Below are 26,130 nucleotides of genomic sequence, written 5' to 3' on the forward strand. Positions count from 1 at the left end.
AACAATATGGAAATAGCAATAATTCCAAAATTTATCATATATAATTTGACATCAGATAATGAAAACAGAATTCATCTCAATATTGCCTTGAGTAGTATGCTTATTTTTATATTTTTCATTTTCGTTGGGCATTTTGTTGGTGTTCTCAATGAATTGCCACATTTTTGCTTGTTCCAAAAGATATTTAGTATTCCTTGTCCGGGGTGCGGAATAGTAAGAAGCCTCATTGCAATTTCAGAATTTAACTTCGTTTCTTCTTGGCAGTATAATCCTGTTGGCATTTTTATAATGTTGTTCATACTTGTTCAAATACCATTAAGAATATTTGCGATTGCATTAAGAAATATAGGAGGTTTAATATGTTCGTTATCTAAGATTTTAAGTAATTTGATTGTAATTAGTTTATTATTAGTTTGGATGATAAGAGTAAGTTTACAAATTCTAAGATAGGAGGTGTTAAAATGGCACAACAACTTTCTTGTCCTAAATGTGGTGAGATGGCAACGAGGGGTGGGTTTAAAACATGGCAAATAATTGTGGCAATTTGTTTTTTCCCTATTGGTTTACTCGCTTTATTAGCTGATAGAGAACCTACAAAATGCCCTAAATGTGGTCATACTTGGCAAGTGTGAGATCGCAATCTGGCATCGCCTAACAGCGGATATGAGGTGAGCCCTCATCTCGGGGCTGACCGAATTTCACATTTCCACGATCGTTGCGCCAGTTCCCCCGCGATCGAAATTTTCGTAGTAATGTCGCTTGATGCCGGGATAAGTGCGGAGGATGTCACGAGTGACTTTCTGCAGAGCGCCGGTTCCCATTCCGTGGATGATCTGTACGGAATTGAGTCCGGCGAGCATCGCCTGATCGAGGAAGCGAATTAGCGCGCTTTCGGCTTCGTCAGCGCGCATTCCGCGGATGTCCAACCGCTGGGAAACAGCCGATTCCATCGTCGAAACGGAAACGTATTCGCGCTTTTTCGGATCGCGCGGCTTCGTCGGCTGAACCGAGGAGCGCGTCACCCAGATCGTCTTTCCGCCGACTTCCACGGAAATGCGGTTGTTCTGATCGGAGATCGCCGTGATTTGTCCCGGCTCGCCGAATCCGTCGATCCTGACCCACTTTCCGACGACGAGTTCGGATTTGGGAACGGATTTCTCCACCGGTTTGATCTGCTTTTTGCGGACGCGTGCCGTTTGGGCAATTTCTTCAACTGTATTTTTCGCCTGAAGAATCGTCTCTTTGGTTGCGCCCGCTTCGCGGATTTCTTTGATCGCGGCTTCGATCCGGCTACGCGATTCGGCGGCAATTATCTCAAGCCGCTCGGCGAGGTCTTTATCGGCGGTCGCCTGTTTTTGGCGAATCTCGGCATTTCTCGATTCGTATTCCGACATGAGCCGGTCGAGTTGATTCTGACGTCGAAGTAGATTTTCCCGCTCGTTTTCCACCCGATTCTTGGCGGTTTCCATTTCGATCAACAGGCGGTCGAGTCGCACATTCTCGTCGCCCATGAGTTCGTGAGCGCGTCGGATGACTTCAGTGGACAAACCGAGGCGTTTTGAAATTTCCAGCGCGTAACTCGAGCCGGGAAAGCCAAGTTTGATGCAAAATGTCGGCGTCAGCGATTTCGAGTCGAATTCCATCGCGGCGTTCAGCGCGTTCGGTGTCCGGTCGGCGAATGCTTTAAGCGCGTTGTGATGCGTCGTGACAATTGTAAAAGCCTGCTGGCGGATGAGCTCCTCTAAAACTGCCCGTCCAAGCGCGGCGCCTTCGACCGGCTCAGTTCCGGTTCCCAGTTCGTCGATAAGGATCAGGCTTTTATCCGTCGCTTTTTCGATGAACGATTTCAACTGCGAGACGTGCGAAGAAAAGGTAGAAAGATCGTTGTCAATGGACTGCTGATCGCCGATGTCGAAGAGAATCTCATCGAAAAATGGCAATCGCGAACCCTCATCAGCCGGGATGTGAAGTCCAGCCATCGCCATCTCGCTGAGCAAGCCGATGGTTTTCATCGCGACCGTTTTACCGCCGGCGTTCGGCCCGGTGATGATGACCGATTTGATATCCTGCCCAACGCTGAAATTTAGCGGAACTACCGGTTTGATCATCTGCAAAAGCGGATGACGCGCATCGATCAGATTGATGGCGCGATCGGTTCCCGAAATCATTACCGGATTGCATTTGAACTTCCGGGAAATCCGGGCGCAGGCGCGGTAAAAATCCAGGTCGGAAAGATGCTCGATATTCTGCGCCAGATCGGAAAAGAAGGGACGAATCGCGTTGGTCGCCGCCAGTAAAATCCGCTCAATCTCTTCTTTTTCTTCCTGCGCGAGTTCTTTAAGAACATTATTGATTTCGACCATTTCGAGCGGCTCCACATAAACCGTGGCGCCGGTCGCTGACGAACCGTGAATGATGCCGCTGATTCGCCGCTTGCATTCGGCTTTGAGAGGCAAAACGATCCTTCCTTCGCTGATTGTCGAATTTTCCTCATGAATCCAATTCTCGCGCTTCGCCAATTCCATAAACCGCGTCGTTTCCCGGCTCAACCGGTGCGAAGTCTGTTGAATTTCCTTCCGAATGCGCGCAAGGTTCGGGCTCGCGGAATCTTTTATCTCGCCGTTGTCCGTCAGGAGTCGGTTGATCATCTGAAGGATGTTTGGAAGCGGATAGATATTCTGAAACAGCGCGTCGAACGGCTTGAGCGCTTCCCGGTTCGTCTTGTAAAACCGAACCAGAACGGCTGTCCGGAAAATCTGCAATCGAATCCCCGCCAGAGTTTCAACATCGAATCGCGTCCCCTCGATGCGGCACCGTTTGAACTCATCGCGCAGATCGGCGAACGATTCCATTGGCAGTTCGTTTCCATCGTCGAGCAATTTCCTCAGCGATGTGATCCGGTTTTGTTTAGGAATGATCTGGCTAAAGTCGTCGAGCGGCCGAAGCGTGTCCGTTTTAGCCCGACCTGATTCCGAAACCGTTTCATCCGAGATCAGCGTGCAGATTCTCCCGAAACCGAGATTTTCCGGAGACTGTTTTTCTCTTCCGATACCTTCAGTCATGAATAGAAACGCATTGATCCTTTTTCAATTTGAAATTTGCTATTTGAAATCTTCACTTTTCAATCTTTGGAAGAACTGGTTTTTCTTCCAGAAAGAGCGTCTGACGGATTTTCGATCTCATGTGCGCCAGATCGTCTTCGAGATTGAACATTCGCGCCGTTCCTCTTTCAAAAGATTCAATGAACGGATAAGAAAACGATGTCGCATTGAATTTCGCGCCGATTCCCGCTTCCGGAAAAACCGACAGAATCCATATGAACATCGCTAAAATAATCAAGCCTTTTAGCACACCGAAAATGACCCCGACAGACCTGTCAAGTCCGGTAAGTTTGAACGAATGAATGATATTTTTCAGCAACATCGAAAGGATGATAAAAAACAAATAGACGACCAGAAAAACCAGCACAAAACCCACGACCGTCTGTGCGCCGCCAAGCGATTTGAGAACATTGCGCACCAAATCGGCGCCGACGTAATGAAACTTAGTTGCGACATAAACGGCGACGATAAAACCGACCAGTTTGATCACGCTTTCTACAACGTCTTTGCGCAGTCCGAAGAAAGCGGTGATTCCGATGACAACTATAACGATCAGATCGAAGAGATTTCCCATAATTCTGCCAAAAATTAAAAGATTATTTCATTTGACGCTGATGCTTATCGGAACGAATCACCGATCAGGACAATTTCGACCGAACCAGCGATTGCACTTCTTTGCCATCTGCACGCCCTTTGACTTTAGACATGGCAACCGACATCACTTTTCCCAAATCCTTGAGACCTTGCGCACCGGTTTCGGTAATCGTTTCGATGACGACTTTCTCAATTTCCTCGCGTGTCATTTCTTTCGGAAGATAACTCTGGATGATCTCGAGTTCCGCCGTTTCCTGAGCAACGAGATCGGCACGATTGCCTTTTGCGTACGCCTCGATCGAGTCGCGGCGCTGTTTTGCGGCGTTAGTTAGGACGCCAATCATTTCATCGGGCGAGAGCTCGTGTCGCGTGTCGATTTCTTGCTTTTTAATGGAGCCGCGAAGCAGTCGAACGACGTTTGTTTTGACTTCATCATGCGCTTTCATCGCAGTGACAAGGTCTTTTTGTAATTGCTCTTTTAAATTCATGTGATACCTCGAAAAATTATTCCCTCATTCCGATAACTGCCATCATTCGACCGCTTTGAATTCCGTCGTGCCGGTACGAATAAAACCGCTCCGGATCGCACATCGTGCAAAATCCGCAGTCATCAACGTTTTTAGGTAAAATCCCCGCATTTTCCAGCCGTGTGTGCACCGCTTTTGCCGCGTCTAAAAACAATCGTCCATCCCTCCGAAGCACTTCCAAATCGGAAAATTGGTTCGCAACGTCCGACTGAACTTCGTAGCAACATGAACGAATCGACGGACCGATGGCGATAAGCATTTTAGCCGCTTCGCAATGAAAACGAGCGGTCATCGTTTCGATTGTGTTTTCGATAACGCGGTTGGCGATTCCTTTCCAACCGGCGTGAACCGCCGCGACGACATTTTGCTTCGGCTCGAAAAGCAGGATTGGAACACAATCCGCCGTTTTTACGTTGAGAAAAACGCCCGGCGTTTTCGTCACTAACGCGTCGGTATCCGGAACTGAAACCGGTCGATCGATCACGACGACGTTTCCGCTGTGTATCTGGCCAGCGTGTGCGAGACAAGCGGTTGGAAAATCCAGCGCCGCACAAAAAATCTGTCGATTGGTTTCGATATTTTCCGAAATATCGCCGCTGTTCGTTCCAAGATTCAAGGAGTCGAACGGCTTTGGACTGACGCCGCCGGAGCGAGTACTAAATCCGTGAACGACCGACAAAAACGGCGTCAACAAATCCGATTGAATGATTTCGATGTTTTGATTAAAAGACGAAACGAACATGGCGGTCAGTTTTTCTTCACCGGCACGATGTTGCCGTTTTCAATGAAAGCGACGGGACGCACGACATCGTTTTCAAAGCCGAGAATGAACGCACAGGAATTGACGCGCGGACGGTTTCCCTGAAACGAAATTTTCCGCGAGATACCGGTATAAACCGGCATGTGAGCCAGATACGTTCTGACCGATTCGCGGGACAAATCGGCTCCTTTCATCCCGCCCAGAAGCGCCTTCATCGTGTCGTAACCATAAAGATCGAACCGACTCGGCGCCGAGCCAATGAGTTTTGTGTATTGTGCAGCGAATGTTTTGTATGTTTTCGATTCGACGTCGAAATAATAATCCGAAATGAATTTCAGTCGAGCGGCAACCTCACGGTTGCTTTTTAAAAAATTCTGATCGTACCAGTTCCCAGAGCCGAAGAATTGCGAATTGACGTTATAGTAATCCATCTGTGGAACAATCAGTTTTGTATCGCCGGATTGCGAAGGAAGCAGAATGCCGTCGATAGCATCAACCGGATATTGGATGGAATCGCGGTTGGGAATGTCAAATTCGGAAGAAGTCATTAATCCCGTCGAGATAAGCGCTTCCTTCGGCGTCAAATAATAGATCGTATCGGGCGTTAAGAATTCATACTTGTCTAAACGTTTGGTAATGAGCGTGATGTCCGTACGCCATCCGCCTTGTGCGCGCGTCAAGCGCATCAGTTGCGGTTCCGTTGTGCGAATCTTGTCGGCAAGCCGATCGCGCATGATCTCTTTACCAATTTGCCGAATGGATAACATCTGGCTTTTCAAAAGGTCGGGATCGCCGGAATACCATTGCTGAGTTAGGATTTTCCCGCCGGATTCGTCGATGGATTTACAAAAGGCGTCGGTGATTTCTTTGCCGAATTCATCCGCCGGCGAAAGTGTGGCGACATTTTTAACGCCGGTGACTTCCCACGCGTATTTGCCGAGAAAGCGTCCCATATTTTCAAAATCGAGATTCGCCTGAAAAACGTACGAACCCATCGACGTCAATCGGCTGGCAGTGGCGGTCGGCGTGATCATCGGAATCCGGCTCTGGTTGGCAACAACCGACATGGCGATGGCGTTTTCACTGGAAACCGGACCGAAAATTGCCAGTACACGCGGATTTTTCGCAAGAAATTGCGCCTGCCGGATGCTTTGCGCCATGTCGCTTCGATTATCCAAAACGATCGCGGAAATTTTTTTCCCGTTCTTTTGTCGAAACTGGTTCAGTGCGAACCGAACGCCTTTAAGGATTTGCGATCCAATATCCGCACGCGAGCCGCTCAACGGTAGAATCACGCCAACATAAAATTGATCATTCGGACGCAATTTCAAGTACTTTTCAGTTTCCTGAAGTTGCTGAGCAAGAATGGCATTCTCGAATATTTTCTCCGGCACAGAATCCATTTCTCGCTTGGCTAATTTATCATTACTATCGGCATAAAATTTTTCCGCCAATTTGAGCGTCAAAAAGACTTTTTTGAAATCGTCCGCTGTTGAATCCTTGAACGTTTTCAATTCCTCAATGGAAACGAGCAAATCCAGCACCGGGTCGATCGTCTGTTTGGTTTTGGCAATCAGAACAGGATCGTCGGAAGTTTTTAACACGTCGAGTAATTTGAAAATAGCACCGCCGGTTTTTTCATAACTGAGATCAATCTCCGCTAGCGTAAAACGGACATCGTCTAAATATTTGGAATCGGCAAAGCGTTTTTCGAAATCTTTCCCAAGCGCGATGCTGATTTCCGATTCGCCCAGCCGAAGATAGGTTTTGATCAGCATCATCTGAGTCGCAGACTGAAATCGGTTGCGCGATGCGGAAATCATAGAAATTTTCTGAAAAACCGTCAACGCATCAAAATATTTTTCCGTATTGTAAAAATTTATCCCTATTTGAAACAGGTTTCCCGTCGTGTCAGGTTCTTCGGCGCGTTCTTCTCCCCGCCACGACTTTGGGTTGCTTTGACCGAATGCCGATCCGATTGTCAGAATGGCTGATAGCAGGAAAATGCTAATTGTAGTCAAGCACGAGTTTGTAGAAATTTTCATTATTCCCATTCGATTGTTCCTGGCGGCTTTGACGTGATGTCGTACACCACACGATTGATACCGCGAACTTCATTCACGATACGATTTGCGACCAGACTGAGCAGATTGTCGGGAAGACGCGACCAATCGGCGGTCATAGCGTCGCTACTGTTGACCGAGCGAAGCGCAAGAACGTTTTCATACGTCCGCTGATCGCCCATGACGCCGACTGTTTTAACCGTTAGAAAAACGGCGAATGCCTGCCAAACTTTATCGTAAAATCCGGCGGCGCGGAGTTCTTCGATAAAAATTGCATCTGCCCGACGCAGGAGATCAAGTCGTTTCGGCGTGATTTCGCCGACGATGCGAACGCCCAAACCCGGCCCGGGAAAAGGATGACGATTTAAGATCAGTTCAGGAATTCCCAGTTCGCGCCCGATTTTTCTCACTTCATCCTTGAACAAATGATTGAACGGTTCGATTAGTTTGAGATTCATTTTTTTGGGCAAACCGCCGACATTATGGTGCGATTTGATGACTTGCGACGGACCGGCGACAGACCGGCTTTCGATGATGTCGGGATAGAGTGTTCCCTGCGCGAGAAATTTCAGGCTGGAATCGTGCGCCGCGAATTTTTCAAACGCGCGGATAAATTCTTTACCAATGATCTTGCGCTTCCGTTCGGGATCGATGACGCCGCGAAGTACTTTTAAAAATTGTCCAGAACAATTGATCGTTCGGATCGGCAAACCCATTTCTTCCTTCAACTGATGAACGACCCGCGTTTGCTCGTTCAGACGCAGAAGTCCATTGTTGATGAAAACGGGAACGCATTGTTTTCCGATCGCGCGATGCAAAAGCACGCCCATGACAGACGAATCGACGCCGCCGCTAAGCGCCATCAAAACGCGGTCAGAACCGACTTTTTCGCGAATCGCCTGCGTCGTTTCTTCGATAAAGCGTCCGGCGGTCCAGTTTGCACTTAGTTTCGCGACTTTGAAGAGATAATTACTGAGGATTCTCGTCCCTTCGGCGGTGTGAGCAACTTCCGGGTGGAACTGAATACCCAGCAGATTTCTATCTTGACGAACTAATGCGGCAGGCGCGCCGTTTGTCGATTTGGCGATGACGTCAAATCCTTCAGGGATCGAGTCCACATGATCGCCATGACTCATCCAGACCGATGTTGTTCGCGAAACGTCGTCAAAGAGCGGATGCGGTTTATCGATATGGATTTCCGCACGCCCGTATTCGCGGCGATTGTCGGAATGAACTCTGGCTCCGAAATGCCGCGAAATAAGCTGAAGACCATAGCAAATTCCGAGAACTGGCAGATTCATTTCCATAACATCGGAAGCAATTGTTGGCGCGGAATTTTCATAAACGCTGGAAGGACCGCCGCTGAAAATGAGCGCATCTACCTGATTGGCGACGATCTCTTTGGCGGAAACAGTCGGTAGAACAATTTCTGAGTAAACCGAAAGTTCACGAACTCGCCGTGCGATCAACTGCGTATATTGCGATCCAAAATCGACGATCCAAACTTTGCTGACGTGATTCACCGGCTTATATCCCAACGTCCCATGATTTGAGTTCATTTATAAATTCGTAATTCGTGAGGTCGTATTTGATTGGCGTGATAGAGATTTTATTCTTCTTAATAGCCTCGTCGTCCACATCATCGTCCGCCTGAACATCTTCTTTCTGGCCGTCCATCCAGTAATAAACACGTTTTCGTGGATCAATGCGTTTATCGAAACATTCCGCAAAATTCGCCATTCCCTGCCGCGTGATCTGAATACCTCTAATCTCCGATTTCGGAACATTTGGAACATTGATATTCAACAACGTTCTCTTCGGCAATCCTTTAGCGAGAACGGTTTTTGCTATCTTGATAGCGAAATCGGACGCCGTTTGGAAAATGGGATTCGAGCAGGTCGTCAGCGAAACGGCGATCGACGGAATTCCGAGAATCGTACCTTCCGTCGCGGCGGAGACCGTCCCGGAATAAATCACATTGATACCGGCATTCGATCCGAGATTGATGCCGGAAACGACCAGACTTGGGCGACGTTCCAGCAAGGCGCCAACGGCGATTTTTACACAATCGGCAGGCGTTCCGGAAACCGCAAAACCGCTCCATAAGCCGTTTTTATTAAAATCCACAACGCGGATCGGATCGCTCAATGTAATCGCGTGACCGACGGCGCTTCGTTCGCTGTCCGGCGCGACGACCACAACGTCGCCGATCTCTTTCATTGCCATCACGAGTGCATGAATTCCCGGCGCGGCAATGCCGTCGTCATTCGTTATCAGGATGTAGGGTTTGATTTCCATAGAAAAAATCCAGTAGTCGAAGAATCGTTTTCTTCAGTTCTGAGCGTTCGCAAATCATGTCTATAAAGCCCTTTTCCAGAAGGAATTCTGAACGCTGAAATCCTTCCGGCAATTCGTGCCCGATCGTCTGTTTGATGACGCGCGGACCGGCAAATCCGACAAACGCACCCGGTTCTGCTATGATGATATCGCCAAGCATCGAAAAACTCGCAGTCGTTCCACCTGCAGTCGGATCGGCAAGAACCGAAATGTAGAGACCACCGGCATCGTGAAATTGCGCCAGTTTCGCGCTGGTCTTTGCCATCTGCATAAGCGAAAGAATGCCTTCCTGCATCCGCGCACCGCCAGATTGTGAAACAATGATCAGCGGGACTTTCAATTCAATCGCTTTATCGATGGCGCGGGCAATCTTTTCCCCAACGACCGAACCCATCGATCCGCCGATAAATCGAAAATCCATCACGCAGATTACGATGGCGTGTTTTCCGATCATTCCCGTTCCGGTGATCACCGCTTCGTTGATGCCGGTGTCCGTGATCGCTTCCTTCAATTGCTCATCATAACGTTTGGAAGCCTTGAATTCCAGCGGATCTGTCGAGCAAATATCGGCGTTGAATTCCTCGAATTTCCCATTTAATAAAATTTGCAGATAATCGTAATACGGAATTCGGAAATGATGGCGGCATTGCGGGCAAACCCAGAAATTTTTCTCCAGTTCTCGCTTGTATAAATATTCCGAACAGGTCGGGCACTTCAGCCAAAGACCGTCAGGAATTACCTTTTTTTTCGAACCGAGAAGACCTTGTTTTGTTCTTTTAAACCAATCAGCCATACGCTTCCACTACAAACTACGGGTTAAAATAAACGCATCGTCTCTATTTTCATAATATTTTATTCGTTTGCCGACTTGCTTAAACTCGTTTTTTCCATAAAGCGCGACAGCGGCGGCGTTATTCTCGTTGACTTCCAGTGTCATCATTCTTGCGCCTTTCGACAGGGAAAAATAGATAGCGAATTTCAAGAGGCTATCTCCAATATTCTGTTTACGGTAATCGGGGTGAACTGCGAGGTTCGCGACATGCGATTCATCGGTAATCACCCAAAAAATGATATAGCCGACGACGGTCTTTCCCAGAGTCGCCACGAGAAAATGGCTCAGCGAATTGTACATTTCATGGCGGAAAAAGTCCATCGTCCAAGCGGACGAAAACGATTTTTCTTCAATCGCCATGACCGACGCTAAATCTGACTCGTCGGCGCGTCGAATTTTTACCTGCTTTTCTTCGTCCAGCTGACAACCTCCAGATTTGAATGATATTCCGGTTCCAATTCAGCCGAATTTTTTTGAACCAGATCATCGTAATTTTGAAAAGCAAGTACCGCAATGTGATCGCCTTGCGGATACCTTAGAAATAGTCGTTTTCCTTCCGGCATGGAAAATTCGGAGTCACCGATAAAAATGGAAACGTCCGAAAAATGCTCGATTACTTTTTGGAACGTATCGTGTGAAATGGGAAATTGCGTCAAACCGGCAGTCGATTTACAATAATAGACAAATTCCTGATGAGAACGTAGAAAAAGGATGACATTCTCGCTCCATTCTTGGCGGGCGACGTAGTCCAATGCGGAAAATGTCGGAACGGGTAAAACCGGTAAATTTTTCGGCAAAGCAAGTCCCTTGGCGGTTGCCAACCCAATTCGCAAACCGGTGTACGAACCCGGACCGATGCTGACGGCGATAGCGTCAACATCATTAAATGAATAACCGGTTTGAAGTAGTTCATCGGTCAGCAAAAGAAGTTTTTCGGAGGCTACGGATTTTCCAAAAACGGAGCGAACACCAACGGATTTTCCATTTTCTGCCAGGCCGACACTCGTATTTTGTGTCGATGTATCAATGCCCAAAATCAGCATTTGCAATCCTCATTTAAGGAAATTAAGTGAAGCAAATCCGCTTCCATATTTGGATCGGCGGTCAGTTTAATCCGTCGGAACGATTCATCTGAAATATTCTGCTCAATAACGATATGAACCGCACTCGTAGGCAGAAGCGATGCAATTTCTTCCGCCCATTCGACCAAGGAAACTCCGTCATCAAACAGATATTCCTGAATTCCAAGTTCCAGCCATTCTTCGGTGCGATGTTCCCGATAACAGTCGATATGATATACCGGAAATCTGCCGGAATATTCATTGACGAGCGTGAAGGTCGGGCTGTCAACATTTTGGCTAACATTCAATCCGGCACAGATTCCTTTGATCATCGTCGTTTTTCCGGCGGCAAGATCACCCGTAAATGCAATAACATCCCCCGGTCTCAAAAACCCGGCAACAATCACGCCAATACGAATCGTTTCCGTAGCAGAATGCGTTTGAATTTCTATCATCGTTTATTTTGGGGAAAGCGTAACAATAGGCAAAATCATTTCTTCCATAGAGATGCCGCCGTGCTGGAATGTATCGCGGTAATAGGATTCAAATTTGTGATAATTCGTCGGATAGACGAAATAGAAATTTTCTTTAGCGACCAGATAATTGTTGTTGATACCCAGATCGGGAAGCCGGTATTTAGATGGATCTTTGATGACGATGGAATATTTGGGCGAACAGTTCAAATTTCGTCCGTATTTAAACCGGATGCTTGGCGAGGTTTCTTTGTCACCGATAACCTTGACGTCATTCCGGACACGGATGCTTCCGTGATCGCTGGTCAGGATAACAGTGAAATCATGTTCGGCAAATTTTCGTAGGACGGAATATATCCAGGAGTGTTGAAACCATGTCCGTACAACCGAGCGGTAACTGGCTTCATTAGGCACGATCTCCCGGAGAATTTCCGAATCAGAGCGCCGATGAGCCAGCACATCGACAAAATTGACGACCAGCGCGATGAAAGAGCTCTCCAAAAGCGACGAGAGTTTTTTATCCGTCGCCCAACCAGCCGTCGAGTCGAGAACTTTGATATATTTCATTCCGTTCTTCAGATCGATCGATTCTCTCCTGAATAGATTCTCGAGCAGTTGCGATTCATACTTGTTCATCGAAGTTTCGTCTTCTTCTGCTCTTTCCCAGATGTCCGGATGAAGTTTTTGAACTTCGTCGGGGAAAAGTCCGCTAAAAATAGAATTCCGCGAATACGGCGTCGCAGTAGGAATCGTGGAAAAGTAATAATCCGTCCGTATGTTGTAAAAATCGTATAAAAGCGGCTCAAATGTCAACCACTGATCTAACCGCATACAATCGATCACAATAAAAAGCACCTTTTCGTTGTTTTTCAAATACGGAAAGGCATATTTATAGAGAACATCCGGAGAGATCGTCGGACGAAAATGGCGGTCTTCTTTTAACCAATCGGTATATTTTTTCTCGATGAATTTTCCAAACTCGATGTTGCAGTCGCGCACCTGATCTTCCAGCGTCTCTTTGAGTCCCAAATCGGGATGATCGTCAAATTCAATATCCCAACCGGCTAATTTTTTATAGATGTTGATCCAGTCGTCGCTTCCAAGATCTTCGTACAGCATCTCGGAAATTTCTTGAAACTCTTCCATGTAATTCTTGGATGCGTGTTCGGAAGAAATGCTTTTCTGCTCGAGAATTTTTTTGCATGCCATTAAAATTTGGCTGGGATTCACCGGTTTGGTCAGATAATCCGTGATCTTGCTTCCGATGGCTTTTTCCATCAGGCTTTCTTCTTCATTTTTGGTAATCATAATAACCGGTAAGCCGGGTTTGATGACTTTCATCTCCGAAAGCGTTGTCAGTCCGTCTTTTCCCGCCATCATTTCGTCGAGCAGAACGACGTCGATATTTTCCTGCGAGACGATCCTAATGGCGTCGTTTCCATTCGATACGGGAATCACATCGAACCCGCGGCTTTTCAAAAAGAGTATATGCGACCGGAGTAAGTCGATTTCGTCATCGACCCAGAGTATTTTACCGCGTCTGGTTACCATTTTTTCTCCTGCTAATTCGGATCATTTTATCTATTTATTCCGTCGATAATCGAGCGAAATTATGTCAGTTCTTCATCCATCTAAAAAATCGATATAATATACCCACTCTTGCCTGTTTCTCAAGGTAAAATTCTGAATTTTTCCACGTCAGGAATGACCCTGAGGTAGAAATAAAATCTATTTGGTCGTCATGATAAACTCGCCCTGCCAGTTTTCGCCGGGCGGATTTTTCTTAAATATCTCGCATCTGCCGATAAAAATAGTCGATGGCGCGTCAGTGCCAGTTACTGCAATCGCGTTTTTGAAATTCCGAATCGCAGAGTCCCAGTTTTGCTCCCAGTACAGTTCGATTCCACGAGTAAAATGACCGGCGATTTCCTGCTGGAAGTTGGTGAGCAAGCCTTTTTTGCTCATCAGTTCATAGACGGTGATTGGTATCAGTTTTCCTTTGACAACAAGTCTGTCCAGAACGCGAACTTCGATGTGATCTTTAGCGAGTCGGTGCGTTTCTTCGCCGATCATCATGTACGTTCCATACTGCTTGTTAGCGCCCTCAAATCGCGAAGCCTGATTGACAGCATCACCCATGACAGTATATTGAAATCGCTGGGCTGAGCCCATGTTCCCGGCGGAAACGACCCCGGAGTTGACGCCCATTCTGACATAAATGTCGCATCCGTGATCACGTTTGATTTCGGAACGGGCTTCAACCAATCTTTCCTGTTGTTCGATTGTTGCAAAACAGGCTTTCCATGCGTGATCTGGGTCCTCCATCGGTACGCCGAAATCGCACATGATGGCGTCGCCTTCGTATTTATCGACATATCCGTCGTATTTCATCAGGATTTCGGTCATCGGTGAAAGATATTTATTTAAAACGACAGCGAGTTCTTCCGCGGAAAGGCTCTCGGAAATTGTTGTAAAATTCGCGACATCCGAGAAAAACATCGTCGCCTCGCGCTTTTCACCCGACAAACTAAACGCATCCGGATGGTCTTCCAGATATTTTAAAACTTTCGGCGACATATAAGTCTGGAACATGCCGCGAATCTTTTTCTTTTCCTTTTGTTCCGATAGAAATTGATACACCACGCCGCCGACATAACTGAGCACGATGCCGGTTAAAATCGGAAACAGGTAAATCCAGACGGAACGATGAGAAAACATCCAAAACGAACCGCTTAAAGTTAGAGCTGAAAGCACAAGCATCGCGACGCCGCCGACCACCGGCCGAGCAATAGAAACGAGTATAGCCGTTATCAGCGAGAAAAGAATAATGAGAATAATGTCAGTCGTGAACGGTAATGCGGTGATGAATTTTCCGTCGAGCATCGTCTGAATGGCATGCGCGTGCGTCTCCACGCCCGGCATTAGTCGCCGATTGCCCGCGAAGTTGTAGTACGGCGTGAATTTATTGTCGTGGAGTTCTTCGATGGAGACACCGATCAGCGCGATTTTCCCTTTGAACGGATTCATCGCGTCGAGAACCGAATCGACTTTTGCGGTGTCGCCGACGGCGAGCGCCTCCAGCGCCAATGCCTGTTTGGCAGAATCGCCAAGCATGGCTAACCGCAGTTCGTAAGGATAAATCGAATTTCTCTTAAAAATCTCCAGATAATCCGTATCCTCTTCGTCTCTAAGATCGAAATCGGCATCGTCGAGAACGGCCGACATCGAATAGGTTGGAAAGGTTGCCGCCGGTCCGCTGTAATTGATCAGAATTGTCTGCTCAAAACCTTGACTACCGCGATGTCCGAGAACGCGGGCTGTGTGCAAATCGCTGGAATCGGAAAAAATGAAATAGCCTTTATCGAATTGGAGCTTCGGATTCCCATAAATTCCATTTTCATGAAGGAAGATTTTACTGCCCAGAGAATAAACATATTTCTCCTGATATTCTTCAAAAATGGAGTAACGACGGGTGAAACCGTCCGGGTCCTGCATCTCTCCAACGACACCCCATTCACTGCCGGTTTCCAACAATACGGGAAGCGGTTCGTCGGCATAGCTGTAAACACCGCCACGTGTGAATTCCCGCGCAATTTTCCCTGCCAAAATCACGTTTCCGTATTTGCGGATGGCATCCGCCAGAATCTGATCACCCTTAGGATTTTTATAATCCGGCTCCGTGAATTGAATATCGAACATGATTTGTTTGATGCCGACTTCGTTCAGGTTTTCGATCAGTGTGGCATAATATTCACGCGGATACGGATAACGATCGATACAACTTTTGAAAGTTTGATCGTCAACCGCTACGATGACAAGATTGGATTTCGAGATGTCCTGAATGCCACGAGATTTAACCCTCATGTCCAGCAATTTTAGTTCAAACTCCCTGAATGCACCAAAGAGGAAGAGAACAGAAACGATTAAAGAGATGACTGCCGAGATGGAGAGTCCCCATCCGGCCTGTTTGATGATATTTTTCTTCATACTATCAGCCGACGGATTTAGAGTTCAACGGAATATGATAGGCTAAAACTCAAGTCATTAAAACTTTCATCGGAAAGGCGGTCTGCGATCAGTGTTTCGTTTAGCCTTCCACGAAGCGTGTGTATTTTAAAAAATCGGTAATATGCTCCGATAAAGACATTATGTTGGGAAAAGTCAACGAGTCCAGAGCCGTTCATCAGATTGTACCCTCCGAGAACGCTGATCTTACCCTTCAAGAAATCATATTGTCCTTGCGTGGCTATTGATAAAAAGTTATAAGGTTTGCTTGCAAGTCCGCTCTCATTCTTATTGGTCGAAATCTTCAGAGAAGTCTTCAGTGGGAATTTGAATGTCGAGTTGATTCCGAAACTGATCATCGATGTGGACATGGAATTGAATTGGTACCCTGCAACTCTGCCGCTGACACGGTCGCTCCGGTCGGAATTCGCATACGATATGTTAAAGTGATGTTTGACGCCGCCGAACTCGATGAGATGCGAAATCGTGATGTCCTGTCGCATCGTCATATTGGATTCGCGTTTATCCCGCAAGAGGAAGGAATCGACCACAGTCGGCGTCGTCGGATTATAGTAATAAGTCGTGTCGAGAGTTTCGATGTCATTCTTTCGGCCGTACTGCATCGTGTTAAAATTCACAGTCGGCAGACCTTCTCCCGGATAAAGCGAGATTCCGGCGGAAAACGTCGTCGTTGTTGTTGTACCGCTCTTGTCTTTGTTCAAGTTGTCGCGTAATTGTTCAAAGTTCAGCGTCACGAATAGCCTGTTGCCGAAAAGGCGGATTTTATCGCCGACCCGAAAGCCCTGAACGTCGGTGCGCTGATACGGATTTCCCAGCGAGACAAATTCCGGTCCGACGCGCTGGTATTTGAAAGTGAAGTAATTGTTAAAATAATTGAGCGTTAAAAAGGTCTTAAAGGCCGACGACGGCATATTTAAAAACGAGTAAAGTCCGATGCCGGTCGTGTCCAGATCAATGGGAAAGAACGGCTTGATATTTTGGTTGATGATAAAAAGCCAGCCGAAATCATCCAAGTCGAACGGAATATCTTTCAGAGTAATATTCATACCCTGAAAAGTAAGCGTATCATTTCGAACGGTGTCGCCGGGCGCGAAAGTATCTAAGTCTTCTTTGCTTAGTGGGCCGCCGGTAATATCGCGGTTTGTATAGGAGACTGCGAAATCGGTTTTCCAGACAAAGCGCCGGTTATCGAACGAGAAAAGCAGGTCTGTGCCGAGAACGATATTATCCTGCGGTTTGTTGGATCCGGCCATAGTAATGTTGACGCCGGAACCATCGCGGATGCCGCCGTAATTTTTCTTCACCGACAACGTATCATCGAGAGCTTTTAAAAACGAAAGCCCGAACTGAAAATGCTTGCCGCTCCCGAAATAGGGACGAAATGCCCATAATTTACGGGAATAAGTATAACCGGTACGCGAGTATTCCAACGAGTCTTCCAATCCGCTAGCCAAAGTGTCTGGAATATCGCTGATCGTTCCCGGAATGACTCTTTCGGTTTCGCCCGTGATGAAATGGAAGTTGAAGTATTTCAGTTTGAGGTCGGCTTCAATACCGCGGACGCGTTTTCCGTTCAGACCAAATTCCGAGAAACGCGGATTCACGTCGCCAAACCGCAAATCCAGAAAGGAACTGGTCAGACTGGCGGTAATCCGGTTCTTCGGCTGTTTATTCGGATCTTCCAGTGACGTTCTCAGGACTTGCGCATTGAACTGGAGCCAATCGAATTGGCCGGACAGATCGCCCCGAATTTGGCTAATGTTCTGCCGGATGCCTCTTACCTGTTCGGAGTTTGTCTCGGCCGTGATGCGCGAAGAAACATCCATAAACCGCTTGGCTTCTTTGACATTGCGGACGACGGTGAAGTGAACGACGATCGGAGAGAACGGATCTCCGAGACGATTGTTCATCACCATTTTCAGCGTGTGAATTCCGGGCGTCATGTTTTTGGGACAGACTGAAACCAAGTCTTCAGTGATTTCCGCTTCCCGCGTAATATTTTTTCCGTCAAGATCGACAATAATACTTTGAAGAGCTACATCGGGCGCAGAAAACATTGAAACCGCCACAAGCACTTCTTCAGCAGGTACAATTTCGCCTTCCTCTGGACTCAGTACAATTACATTGCTGGGAATCCCACCCTGCGCATCCAGATATGCGTTGCGCACGTTGCCGGACGCATCGATTTTTCTTCGTACTGTTAAAAACATCGGCACATTATACGGATCGGTTTCCGGATAGGCGCACATACTTCCATCTGTAAATTCGGCGACGATAAGGTATTCAACGCCGCTTTCTTTCACATATTCGGCAGGAATCATGGCTTTGTAAACGCCCATATATTCGGACATGTCGCCTTCGATATATGCCGATTGTCCGGTTTCCCGGAAAAACATCCGAACTCTCTGAATACCTACCTGATTCCCTTCGATAATGGATTCGATAAGAATCGGCGTGTTGGTATATACTTCCCTCGGCGGAGAATGCAGAATTTTCACCTGACCGAAAGCCGACTCCGACAGGAACGTCATGAGAACTAGACATAGTATCTTACAAGAATGCATACAATTCACCACAACAATTATTTAAAGCCAACTACATTAAATTATTTGTAATCGATACGTAAATCTTTCGTTTCGCCGGATGGATTTTGGAATTGAATTCTCAGCGAATTGATCATCTCAGTTCCCTGTTCGGGTTTATCTTCTGGAGCTTCGCCGGATTGTGTTGATTCAACGCCCGTCTCACCATCAGGCATTGATGTTCCTGTTTGATTCGCACCGACGAGTATAATCGCTCCGCTTTCATTATTAGTCACTTCAACCAACCCAGAAATGCCATAAAATGCATCACCATTGATCGGATCGGACTGAACCCAGAAAACGGTTCCTTTTACTGATGCGACAGAGGTTGGTGTCGCTATTGTAAATTCACCCTTTTTCATTGGCGTCACTTCTGCTTTGAGCGTTCCAAACTGCATTGAAATTAGTTTGGAAATTGCCTCTGGTTTCCGATCTCCGGAGATGACCATTTCGGTGTTTTCACGCACTTTGATCTGCGTCTTATCGTCCAGAAAGACGATTGCGGCATATCCATCGTCGCCTGTTTTGATTTGATCTTTGGAATAGAGCGGTGTTCCGACGGTAACTCCCGATTTGAAATCCACTCCCTGAGCGCGTTTGATAGATGTTTTCCCGCGCGCTTTCAGAATCAACGCTATCTTGTCCTGACTGATGCCCTGTGCAAAGATAAGAAGCACGAGCGTAAAAATTGTTAGCAGGTTAATTTTTTTCATTGTTGTTACTCCTACTCAATCGTTATCGGCGGTTTGATGGTAATCTTCCCCGTGAGAGCCTGAGTGACCAGCGCAGATAGCTGATCGAACGTCAACTGTTGACTGTTATTCAACGTTACGACGCCGGTGGGCGAATATCCGTTGAGTTCACCGGTCAGCAAACTTTGCAAAAGAGATGGATCGACGAGCTGTTCCAGCAACTGTAAATATTGCGCGGCGTTTGAGATACCTCCGGAAGCGCCGGTGGCGGTTGTTTTAAATACAAAGATCGGACTTTCAACCGTTTCTGGACCGGATGTTGTTGGATAGGATTTTTGAACCTGCCAAACGTACGTTTTCCCGCTCTCAAGAGATTTTGCACCAGTCAATGGAAATTGAAAGGTATTATCAGCCGTGTAGAGATCAGCCGCACCGGCATTGGGTACAAAAATAGACGGTAGTTTAAAAAAGCGTCCATTGTCGGGATACGGAAGGTTTGCCCGATCGTTCATTGCCTCCTCGATAGAACTGTGCCGCGATTGATTATATTCGGTGACGCGGATATAGTAACCGCATTCGGAACAATTTGCCGGGCTCCACATGAAGTCTATCGATTCCCACTGGAAAACCGGGTAAAGCGTAGAAATCTCGAAATTGTCTTCTAGAGCGCCACCGGGTGAAACCAGATCGAGCGTCGCTGGATTGGCGATTGATACGGTCTGGCTCTGGTTCTTTAACATTTCACCGTTTTCGTTCAGGATGCTAAAATCGAACATGTAGTTGCCCGATGGAAGTTTTCCAAAAGTATAAATCATCGTTTGGATTCTCTTCATATCAGACTCCGGAAGAAAATCGCTATCGTCGATTCTAATGCCTGTTAATGGCCGACCATCCGTGTAATAAATATTTTTCATGTTCATGTCAAGATCCTGGCTTGAAATCGTGACCTCGCCTTTAAAATCGAATGGTTGGGTTTTGATATAGAACACGCGGCGATTGGTAAGGTTCAGAGAAGGAACATCAGCTGACATTTCAAACTCGATACAAATCTTGATCGGTGCTCCATTAACAGGATCATTAGGTTGATACGAAAGTGAATAAGAGAAGAAATCGGGACTATTTCTACCGTTATTAAAATCGAAATCGAGAAGATAGAACGTCTCCATGTTATAAAAATAGTTAGTTTTGAGGTCCAGGGTTCCCTGTGCCTGCTGGGCGTTGAGAGACAACGCGGATGCCAAAAAAACGACTGCGAAAAGTAAATTTTTCTTTTTCATCTGTCACTCCTACAACTTCTGTTTAAAAATACGGGTGAACGCCGAGAATAATTGTGAGATAGAGCAATACGATTCGAGCGAAGCAAAATAAAATAAACGTAAAATTGATAAACCATGAAATGAATATAAAACCGGATGAGTCGAGAATCAACAAAAAAAACGTCCTGATAGAGAATCAGGACGTTTTTTAAAGATTCCCCGGCGACGACCTACTTTTCCATCCCGCTACCGGGACAGTATCATCGGCGCTGAAGGGCTTAACTTCCGAGTTCGAGATGGGATCGGGTATTTCTCCTTCGCTATAGCCACCGGAAAAAGATTTTATTGGGAGAATGATTCAATGATAACTATCGAAATCTATTTTACAAAAAGTTTTGGCCAAGACGCACGGCTTATTAGTATCACTCGACTAAAACCATTACTGGCCTTACATCTATGACCTATCAACCTTGTAATCTACAAGGAGCCTTAAGTCCCGCCTTTCGGCGGGAGGGAGATCTCGTCTTGGGGAAGGTTTCACACTTATATGCTTTCAGCGTTTATCCTAACCGAACTTAGCTACCCAGCGGTGCACCTGACGGCACAACTGGTACACCAGAGGTTCGTCCATTCTGGTCCTCTCGTACTAAGAATAGCCCCCCTCAAATCTCCTGCGCCCACAGCGGATAAGGACCGAACTGTCTCACGACGTTCTAAACCCAGCTCGCGTGCCACTTTAATGGGCGAACAGCCCAACCCTTGGGACCTTCTCCAGCCCCAGGATGTGACGGGCCGACATCGAGGTGCCAAACCTCCTCGTCGATGTGAACTCTTGGAGGAGATCAGCCTGTTATCCCCAGAGTACCTTTTATCCTTTGAGCGACGGCACTTCCACTCGCTACCGCCGGATCACTAAGCCCTGCTTTCGCATCTGCTCGACTTGTTGGTCTCGCAGTTAAGCTCCCTTATGCCTTTACACTCTGCGCACGATTACCAACCGTGCTGAGGGAACCTTTGGGAGCCTCCGTTACTCTTTAGGAGGCGACCGCCCCAGTCAAACTACCCGCCTGACAATGTCCCCTCCGCCGATTCAGGCGGATGGGTTAGAATCCTAGCATTATAAGGGTGGTATTTCAAGGACGACTCCACGCCGACTAGCGTCGACGCTTCAAAGTCTCCCACCTATCCTACACGTACAAAACCAAAATCCAATGCCAAGTTATAGTAAAGGTTCCGGGGTCTTTCTGTCCCGCTGCGGGTAGCCGGCATCTTCACCGGCATTACAAATTCGCCGAGGCTCTAGTTGAGACAGTGTCCAAGTCGTTACACCATTCGTGCGGGTCGGAACTTACCCGACAAGGAATTTCGCTACCTTAGGACCGTTATAGTTACGGCCGCCGTTTACTGGGGCTTCAGTTCAGGGCTTCTCCCGACAAGTCGGGATGACTCGTCCCCTTAACCTTCCAGCACCGGGCAGGTGTCAGTCCATATACATCGCCTTACGGCTTAGCATAGACCTGTGTTTTTAGTAAACAGTCGCCAAGACCTTTTCACTGTGGCCTTTTTGGGCGCTTCCGGCTTACCGAAGTAATCGGATTGACCTACTCAAGGCGTCCCATATTCCGAAGTTACGGGGCAAATTTGCCTAGTTCCTTAACTAGAGCTATCTCGTCACCTTAGGATACTCTCCTCGCCTACCTGTGTCGGTTTGTGGTACGGACATCTATTCATCTCGCATAGAGGCTTTTCTAGTCAGCTTGTTTAGGGTCAGTTTGTGTCCAGAGGACTCCTATTCGCGTCTCGAGGTATGACCTAACGGATTTGCCAATCAGATCCCTCTACCTGCTTAAACCGGGACGTTCAACACCCGGCTGACCTTTCACTCCTGCGTCACCCCATAGCTCAAACGACAAACAGACGGTACAGGAATATTCAACCTGTTATCCATCGCCTACGCCTCTCGGCCTCGGCTTAGGGCCCGACTAACCCTGAGCAGATTTACTTTACTCAGGAAACCTTAGGCTTTCGGTGTTCCGAAATCTCATCGGAATTATCGCTACTAATGCCAGCATACTCAATTCCATTTCCTCCAGCCAACCTCACGATTGACCTTCACAGGTTGATGGAACGCTCCCCTACCAAACCGACACAAGTGTCGGTGTCCGAAGCTTCGGTAACAGGGTTTACAGTCCCGTAAATTATCGGCGCAAAACCACTTGACTAGTGAGCAATTACGCACTCTTTAAATGGTGGCTGCTTCTAAGCCAACATCCTAGCTGTCTGTGTAATTTCACATCCTTACTCACTTACCCTGTATTTAGGGACCTTAGCTATCGATCTGGGTTATTTCCCTCTCGGCCACGAAGCTTATCCCCCGCAGCCTGACTCCTGCACAGCATGTAAACGGCATTTGGAGTTTGGTTGGATTTGGTAATCTGGTAAGACCCCTAGTCCATTCAGAGCTCTACCTCCGCTACACTACATGCAAGGCTATTCCTAAAAATATTTCGGGGAGAACCAGCTATCACCGGGTTTGATTGGCCTTTCACCCCTATCCACAGCTCATCCCCCAGTTTTTCAACGCTGGTGAGTTCGGACCTCCATTCCGTGTTACCGGAACTTCATCCTGTCCATGGATAGATCACCCGGCTTCGGGTCTGCCGCAAGTTACTATTCGTTCTATTAAAACTCGCTTTCGCTGCGACTCCTCCGTTTTGGATTAATCTCGCAACCTACGAGCAACTCGCTGGCTCATTATGCAAAAGGCACGCCGTCATCCGCCATAGGCGGACTCCGACAGATTGTAAGCAATCGGTTTCAGGTTCTATTTCACTCTCCGTCAGGAGTACTTTTCACCTTTCCCTCGCGGTACTAGTTCACTATCGGTCATATAGGAGTATTTAGCCTTTCCGGGTGGTCCCGGTAGATTCCCACAAAATTCCTCGTGATCCGTGGTACTTGGGAACGACTTTCAACAAGTCTGCAGATTTTCTTCTACAGGACTATCACCTTCTGCGGTTAGCCCTTTCCAGAGCTATTCAAATAATGTGCAGATTTTTGACTTGTCGAGAGACCTGCCGATCTCTCCAAAATCGCCCCGCTACGCCTGTTTTACAACGCCGGCAGGCTTGAACATAAAACAGATTTGGGCTATTCCCCGTTCGCTCGCCGCTACTAGGAGAATCACGGTTGTTTTCTTTTCCAGGGGTTACTAAGATGTTTCAATTCTCCCCGTTCGCTCTATCCGGTCTATATATTCAACCGGAAGTTTCATGATATTACTCATGAAGGGTTGCCCCATTCGGAAATCTCCGGATCAAAGGTTGTTTGCACCTCACCGAAGCTTATCGCAGCTAGCCACGTCCTTCATCGCCTCTATATGCCTAGGCATCCACCAATTGCCCTTATTATCTTGACCAAAAGCCTTTTTATGAAGTAGACTTCATTAGTTATTTTTATTGAATCATTTCTCCCAATGTCAAAGAACGGGTTGGACATTACTGTCCAAATCTCGTGGAGCTAACCGGGTTTGAACCGGTAACCTCTGCCGTGCAAGGGCAGCGCTCTCCCAGTTGAGCTATAGCCCCTTTCGGAGCTTCCAAATTCACTTTTCAAACTGAGCCTGAGCCTTCAGGCGTGGGCCTAGGTAGACTCGAACTACCGACCTCACGCTTATCAGGCGTGCGCTCTAACCAGCTGAGCTATAAGCCCGGTATCGACAAGAGAAGTGCGAGACAGCTTCAACAAGTGTGTCGACCTATCCGCCAGATGGCGGATTCTCCTTAGAAAGGAGGTGATCCAGCCGCACCTTCCGGTACGGCTACCTTGTTACGACTTCGCCCCAGTCATCAGTCTCACCTTCGGCGCCTCCTCCCCCGATTGCTCGGGGTTAGGCTAACGACTTCGGGTGCTACCGACTTCCATGGCGTGACGGGCGGTGTGTACAAGGCCCGGGAACGTATTCACCGCGGCGTTCTGATCCGCGATTACTAGCGATTCCGGCTTCATGGAGTCGAGTTGCAGACTCCAATCCGAACTGAGACCGGTTTTAAGGGATTGGCTCCACCTTGCGGTATAGCAACCCGTTGTGCCGGCCATTGTAACACGTGTGTAGCCCTGGACGTAAGGGACATACTGACTTGACGGTCATCCCCACCTTCCTCCGAGTTGTCCTCGGCAGTCCTCTTAGAGTGCCCAGCATAACCTGATGGCAACTAAGAGTAGGGGTTGCGCTCGTTGCGGGACTTAACCCAACATCTCACGACACGAGCTGACGACAGCCATGCACCACCTGTATATCAGTTACCGACAAAAGCCGGCAAGGAATCTGGTTTCCCAAATCTTTCTAATATATGTCAAGCCCAGGTAAGGTTCTTCGCGTTGCATCGAATTAAACCACATGTTCCACCGCTTGTGCGGGCCCCCGTCAATTCCTTTGAGTTTCAACCTTGCGGTCGTAGTCCCCAGGCGGGATACTTAACGCGTTAACTACGGCACTGGAAGGGTCGAGCCCCCAACACCAAGTATCCATCGTTTACGGCGTGGACTACCAGGGTATCTAATCCTGTTTGCTACCCACGCTTTCGCGCCACAGCGTCAGTGTCAGACCAGGAAGCCGCCTTCGCCACCGGTGTTCTTCCTGATATCTACGCATTTCACCGCTACACCAGGAATTCCGCTTCCCTCTTCTGAACTCAATCCCGACAGTTTCTCTGGCAGGCCTTCCGTTGAGCAGAAGAATTTAACCAGAAACTTATCGAGACGCCTACGCGCTCTTTACGCCCAGTGATTCCGGACAACGCTTGCTCCCCCCGTATTACCGCGGCTGCTGGCACGGAGTTAGCCGGAGCTTTCTCATCGGGTACCGTCACTATCCGAAAATATTCTCATCGGATACATTCTTCCCCAACGACAGACCTTTACACTCCTCAGAGCTTCAATCAGTCACGCGGCGTTGCTGCGTCAGCCTTTCGGCCATTGCGCAAAATTCCTCACTGCTGCCTCCCGTAGGAGTTTGGGCCGTATCTCAGTCCCAATGTGGCTGATCATCCTCTCAGACCAGCTACTGATCGCTGTCTTGGTGAGCCATTACCTCACCAACTAACTAATCAGACGCAGGCTCATCCTCAGGCGATAGGTCCGAAGATCCCCATCTTTCATCTCGATAACAAAACCGAGGCCTTATCCAGTATTAGCCCGCCTTTCGGCGGGTTATCCCAATCCCGAAGGTAGATTACCCACGTGTTACTCACCCGTGCGCCAGTTTACTATCCGACCGAAGCCGGAATTCTCCTTGACTTGCATGTGTTAAGCACGCCGCCAGCGTTCGTCCTGAGCCAGGATCAAACTCTCCGTTGTATTAATTATTGAAAAATTTCAGGTTTAACCCCACACTCATCTTAGACGCTCGCACTATCTCTCTTGTCAAAAAGCACTCATATTTCATGCAAAATCCTTTTCGATTTTTGCATCAAAATCAATTCTCAATTAGCGGGGTGAATGTAAGACATTTTACAATTGAGTGCAAGAAATATTTTAGAAAAATTTTAATTTATTTTACCCATCAGCGGGCTTAATTGCAATGCCTCACGAAGTGTATACCGATCCGTCAACCGGATTATCTTCTTTTCCCGAACTGCCGATTGGTACCCATCTTTCATCTGAACCACCGAATATAGATTCCCAACATAGTAAAACACTGCGCTGGTTCCAATCACATAAAAAAACGATGAGTGAACACTGTTTATAAACACCGCGGCGCCAACCAAACTCACAAACCCAGTTAGCGTCAGCCCTGCATCCCAATAATCGCCCAGCAACATCTGA

General features: G+C 47.5%; 19 protein-coding genes, 2 tRNA genes and 3 rRNA genes. 2 read left to right on the forward strand and 22 right to left on the reverse strand.

Annotation, left to right across the window (positions count from 1 at the left end; translation table 11 throughout):
* Together COT43_11610 and COT43_11615 are read left to right on the forward strand one after the other, a co-directional pair.
* A partial coding sequence (locus COT43_11610) for a hypothetical protein (GenBank protein ID PIS27204.1) occupies positions 1–450 on the forward strand: 450 nt, incomplete at its 5' end.
* Positions 451–461: 11 nt separating this feature from the next.
* Positions 462–632: a hypothetical protein gene (locus tag COT43_11615; GenBank protein ID PIS27205.1), complete on the forward strand. Its 171-nt coding sequence runs from the start codon at positions 462–464 to the stop codon at positions 630–632.
* A 66-nt stretch (positions 633–698) separates the two neighbouring features.
* Here COT43_11615 and COT43_11620 read toward each other — a convergent pair whose 3' ends face one another.
* The 22 genes from COT43_11620 to COT43_11725 form a co-directional block, all read right to left on the reverse strand.
* Positions 699–3,062 carry a hypothetical protein gene (locus COT43_11620; protein PIS27206.1) on the reverse strand — a complete coding sequence of 788 codons (2,364 nt, stop codon included), beginning with the start codon at positions 3,060–3,062 and terminating at the stop codon, positions 699–701.
* A gap of 52 nt (positions 3,063–3,114) precedes the next feature.
* Entirely contained in the window at positions 3,115–3,675 is a 561-nt protein-coding gene (locus COT43_11625; GenBank protein ID PIS27207.1) for a hypothetical protein, read from the reverse strand.
* 64 nt (positions 3,676–3,739) lie between these two features.
* Positions 3,740–4,183: a glutamyl-tRNA amidotransferase gene (locus COT43_11630; GenBank protein ID PIS27208.1), complete on the reverse strand. Its 444-nt coding sequence runs from the start codon at positions 4,181–4,183 to the stop codon at positions 3,740–3,742.
* Between the two features lie 16 nt (positions 4,184–4,199).
* Complete coding sequence (locus COT43_11635; GenBank protein PIS27209.1) at positions 4,200–4,964, reverse strand: peptidoglycan editing factor PgeF; 765 nt, start codon at positions 4,962–4,964, stop codon at positions 4,200–4,202.
* 5 nt (positions 4,965–4,969) lie between these two features.
* A complete protein-coding gene (locus COT43_11640) occupies positions 4,970–7,036 on the reverse strand; it encodes a hypothetical protein (GenBank protein ID PIS27210.1) in 2,067 nt (688 codons plus the stop codon).
* A complete protein-coding gene (locus tag COT43_11645; protein ID PIS27211.1) occupies positions 7,027–8,604 on the reverse strand; it encodes a glutamine-hydrolyzing GMP synthase in 1,578 nt (525 codons plus the stop codon). The genes COT43_11640 and COT43_11645 overlap by 10 nt, the downstream gene beginning before the upstream one ends.
* Positions 8,573–9,343, reverse strand: a complete 771-nt coding sequence (locus COT43_11650; GenBank protein ID PIS27212.1) for a 5'/3'-nucleotidase SurE — start codon at positions 9,341–9,343, stop codon at positions 8,573–8,575. Before COT43_11650 ends, COT43_11645 begins: the two co-directional genes overlap by 32 nt.
* Positions 9,309–10,175: an acetyl-CoA carboxylase carboxyl transferase subunit beta gene (locus COT43_11655; GenBank protein PIS27213.1), complete on the reverse strand. Its 867-nt coding sequence runs from the start codon at positions 10,173–10,175 to the stop codon at positions 9,309–9,311. Before COT43_11655 ends, COT43_11650 begins: the two co-directional genes overlap by 35 nt.
* 9 nt (positions 10,176–10,184) lie before the next feature.
* Positions 10,185–10,574, reverse strand: a complete 390-nt coding sequence (rimI, locus tag COT43_11660) for a ribosomal-protein-alanine N-acetyltransferase (protein ID PIS27214.1) — start codon at positions 10,572–10,574, stop codon at positions 10,185–10,187.
* Between the two features lie 38 nt (positions 10,575–10,612).
* Positions 10,613–11,257 (reverse strand): tRNA (adenosine(37)-N6)-threonylcarbamoyltransferase complex dimerization subunit type 1 TsaB, encoded by a 645-nt coding sequence (gene tsaB, locus COT43_11665; GenBank protein PIS27215.1) that lies wholly within the window; start codon positions 11,255–11,257, stop codon positions 10,613–10,615.
* Positions 11,251–11,730 carry a tRNA (adenosine(37)-N6)-threonylcarbamoyltransferase complex ATPase subunit type 1 TsaE gene (locus COT43_11670; protein ID PIS27216.1) on the reverse strand — a complete coding sequence of 160 codons (480 nt, stop codon included), beginning with the start codon at positions 11,728–11,730 and terminating at the stop codon, positions 11,251–11,253. Before COT43_11670 ends, tsaB begins: the two co-directional genes overlap by 7 nt.
* Positions 11,731–11,733: 3 nt before the next feature.
* Positions 11,734–13,299, reverse strand: coding sequence for a PglZ domain-containing protein (locus COT43_11675; GenBank protein ID PIS27217.1), 1,566 nt, complete (start codon positions 13,297–13,299; stop codon positions 11,734–11,736).
* A gap of 177 nt (positions 13,300–13,476) precedes the next feature.
* The gene (locus COT43_11680) at positions 13,477–15,735 is read right to left on the reverse strand and encodes a hypothetical protein (protein ID PIS27218.1); all 2,259 of its coding nucleotides are present in this window, start codon (positions 15,733–15,735) and stop codon (positions 13,477–13,479) included.
* Positions 15,736–15,752: 17 nt separating this feature from the next.
* Positions 15,753–18,305: a hypothetical protein gene (locus COT43_11685; protein PIS27219.1), complete on the reverse strand. Its 2,553-nt coding sequence runs from the start codon at positions 18,303–18,305 to the stop codon at positions 15,753–15,755.
* Positions 18,306–18,379: 74 nt separating this feature from the next.
* On the reverse strand, positions 18,380–19,069 hold the full coding sequence (locus COT43_11690; protein PIS27220.1) for a hypothetical protein: 690 nt from the start codon (positions 19,067–19,069) through the stop codon (positions 18,380–18,382).
* 11 nt (positions 19,070–19,080) lie between these two features.
* A complete protein-coding gene (locus tag COT43_11695; protein ID PIS27221.1) occupies positions 19,081–20,325 on the reverse strand; it encodes a hypothetical protein in 1,245 nt (414 codons plus the stop codon).
* A 196-nt stretch (positions 20,326–20,521) separates the two neighbouring features.
* Positions 20,522–20,638 (reverse strand): 5S ribosomal RNA (rrf, locus tag COT43_11700).
* Positions 20,639–20,698: 60 nt separating this feature from the next.
* Positions 20,699–23,725: ribosomal RNA gene (locus tag COT43_11705) — 23S ribosomal RNA — on the reverse strand.
* 90 nt (positions 23,726–23,815) lie between these two features.
* Positions 23,816–23,891: transfer RNA gene (locus COT43_11710), tRNA-Ala, on the reverse strand.
* A gap of 50 nt (positions 23,892–23,941) precedes the next feature.
* Positions 23,942–24,015, reverse strand: a tRNA-Ile gene (locus COT43_11715).
* A 73-nt stretch (positions 24,016–24,088) separates the two neighbouring features.
* Positions 24,089–25,657: ribosomal RNA gene (locus COT43_11720) — 16S ribosomal RNA — on the reverse strand.
* Together the 16S, 23S and 5S rRNA genes with 2 tRNA genes alongside form the textbook arrangement of a ribosomal RNA operon.
* Before the next feature lie 193 nt (positions 25,658–25,850).
* The gene (locus COT43_11725) at positions 25,851–26,126 is read right to left on the reverse strand and encodes a hypothetical protein (protein ID PIS27222.1); all 276 of its coding nucleotides are present in this window, start codon (positions 26,124–26,126) and stop codon (positions 25,851–25,853) included.
* Positions 26,127–26,130: the final 4 nt, after the last annotated feature.

The sequence above is a fragment of the Candidatus Marinimicrobia bacterium CG08_land_8_20_14_0_20_45_22 genome (assembly GCA_002774355.1).
Classification (GTDB): domain Bacteria; phylum Fidelibacterota; class UBA2242; order UBA2242; family UBA2242; genus 0-14-0-20-45-22.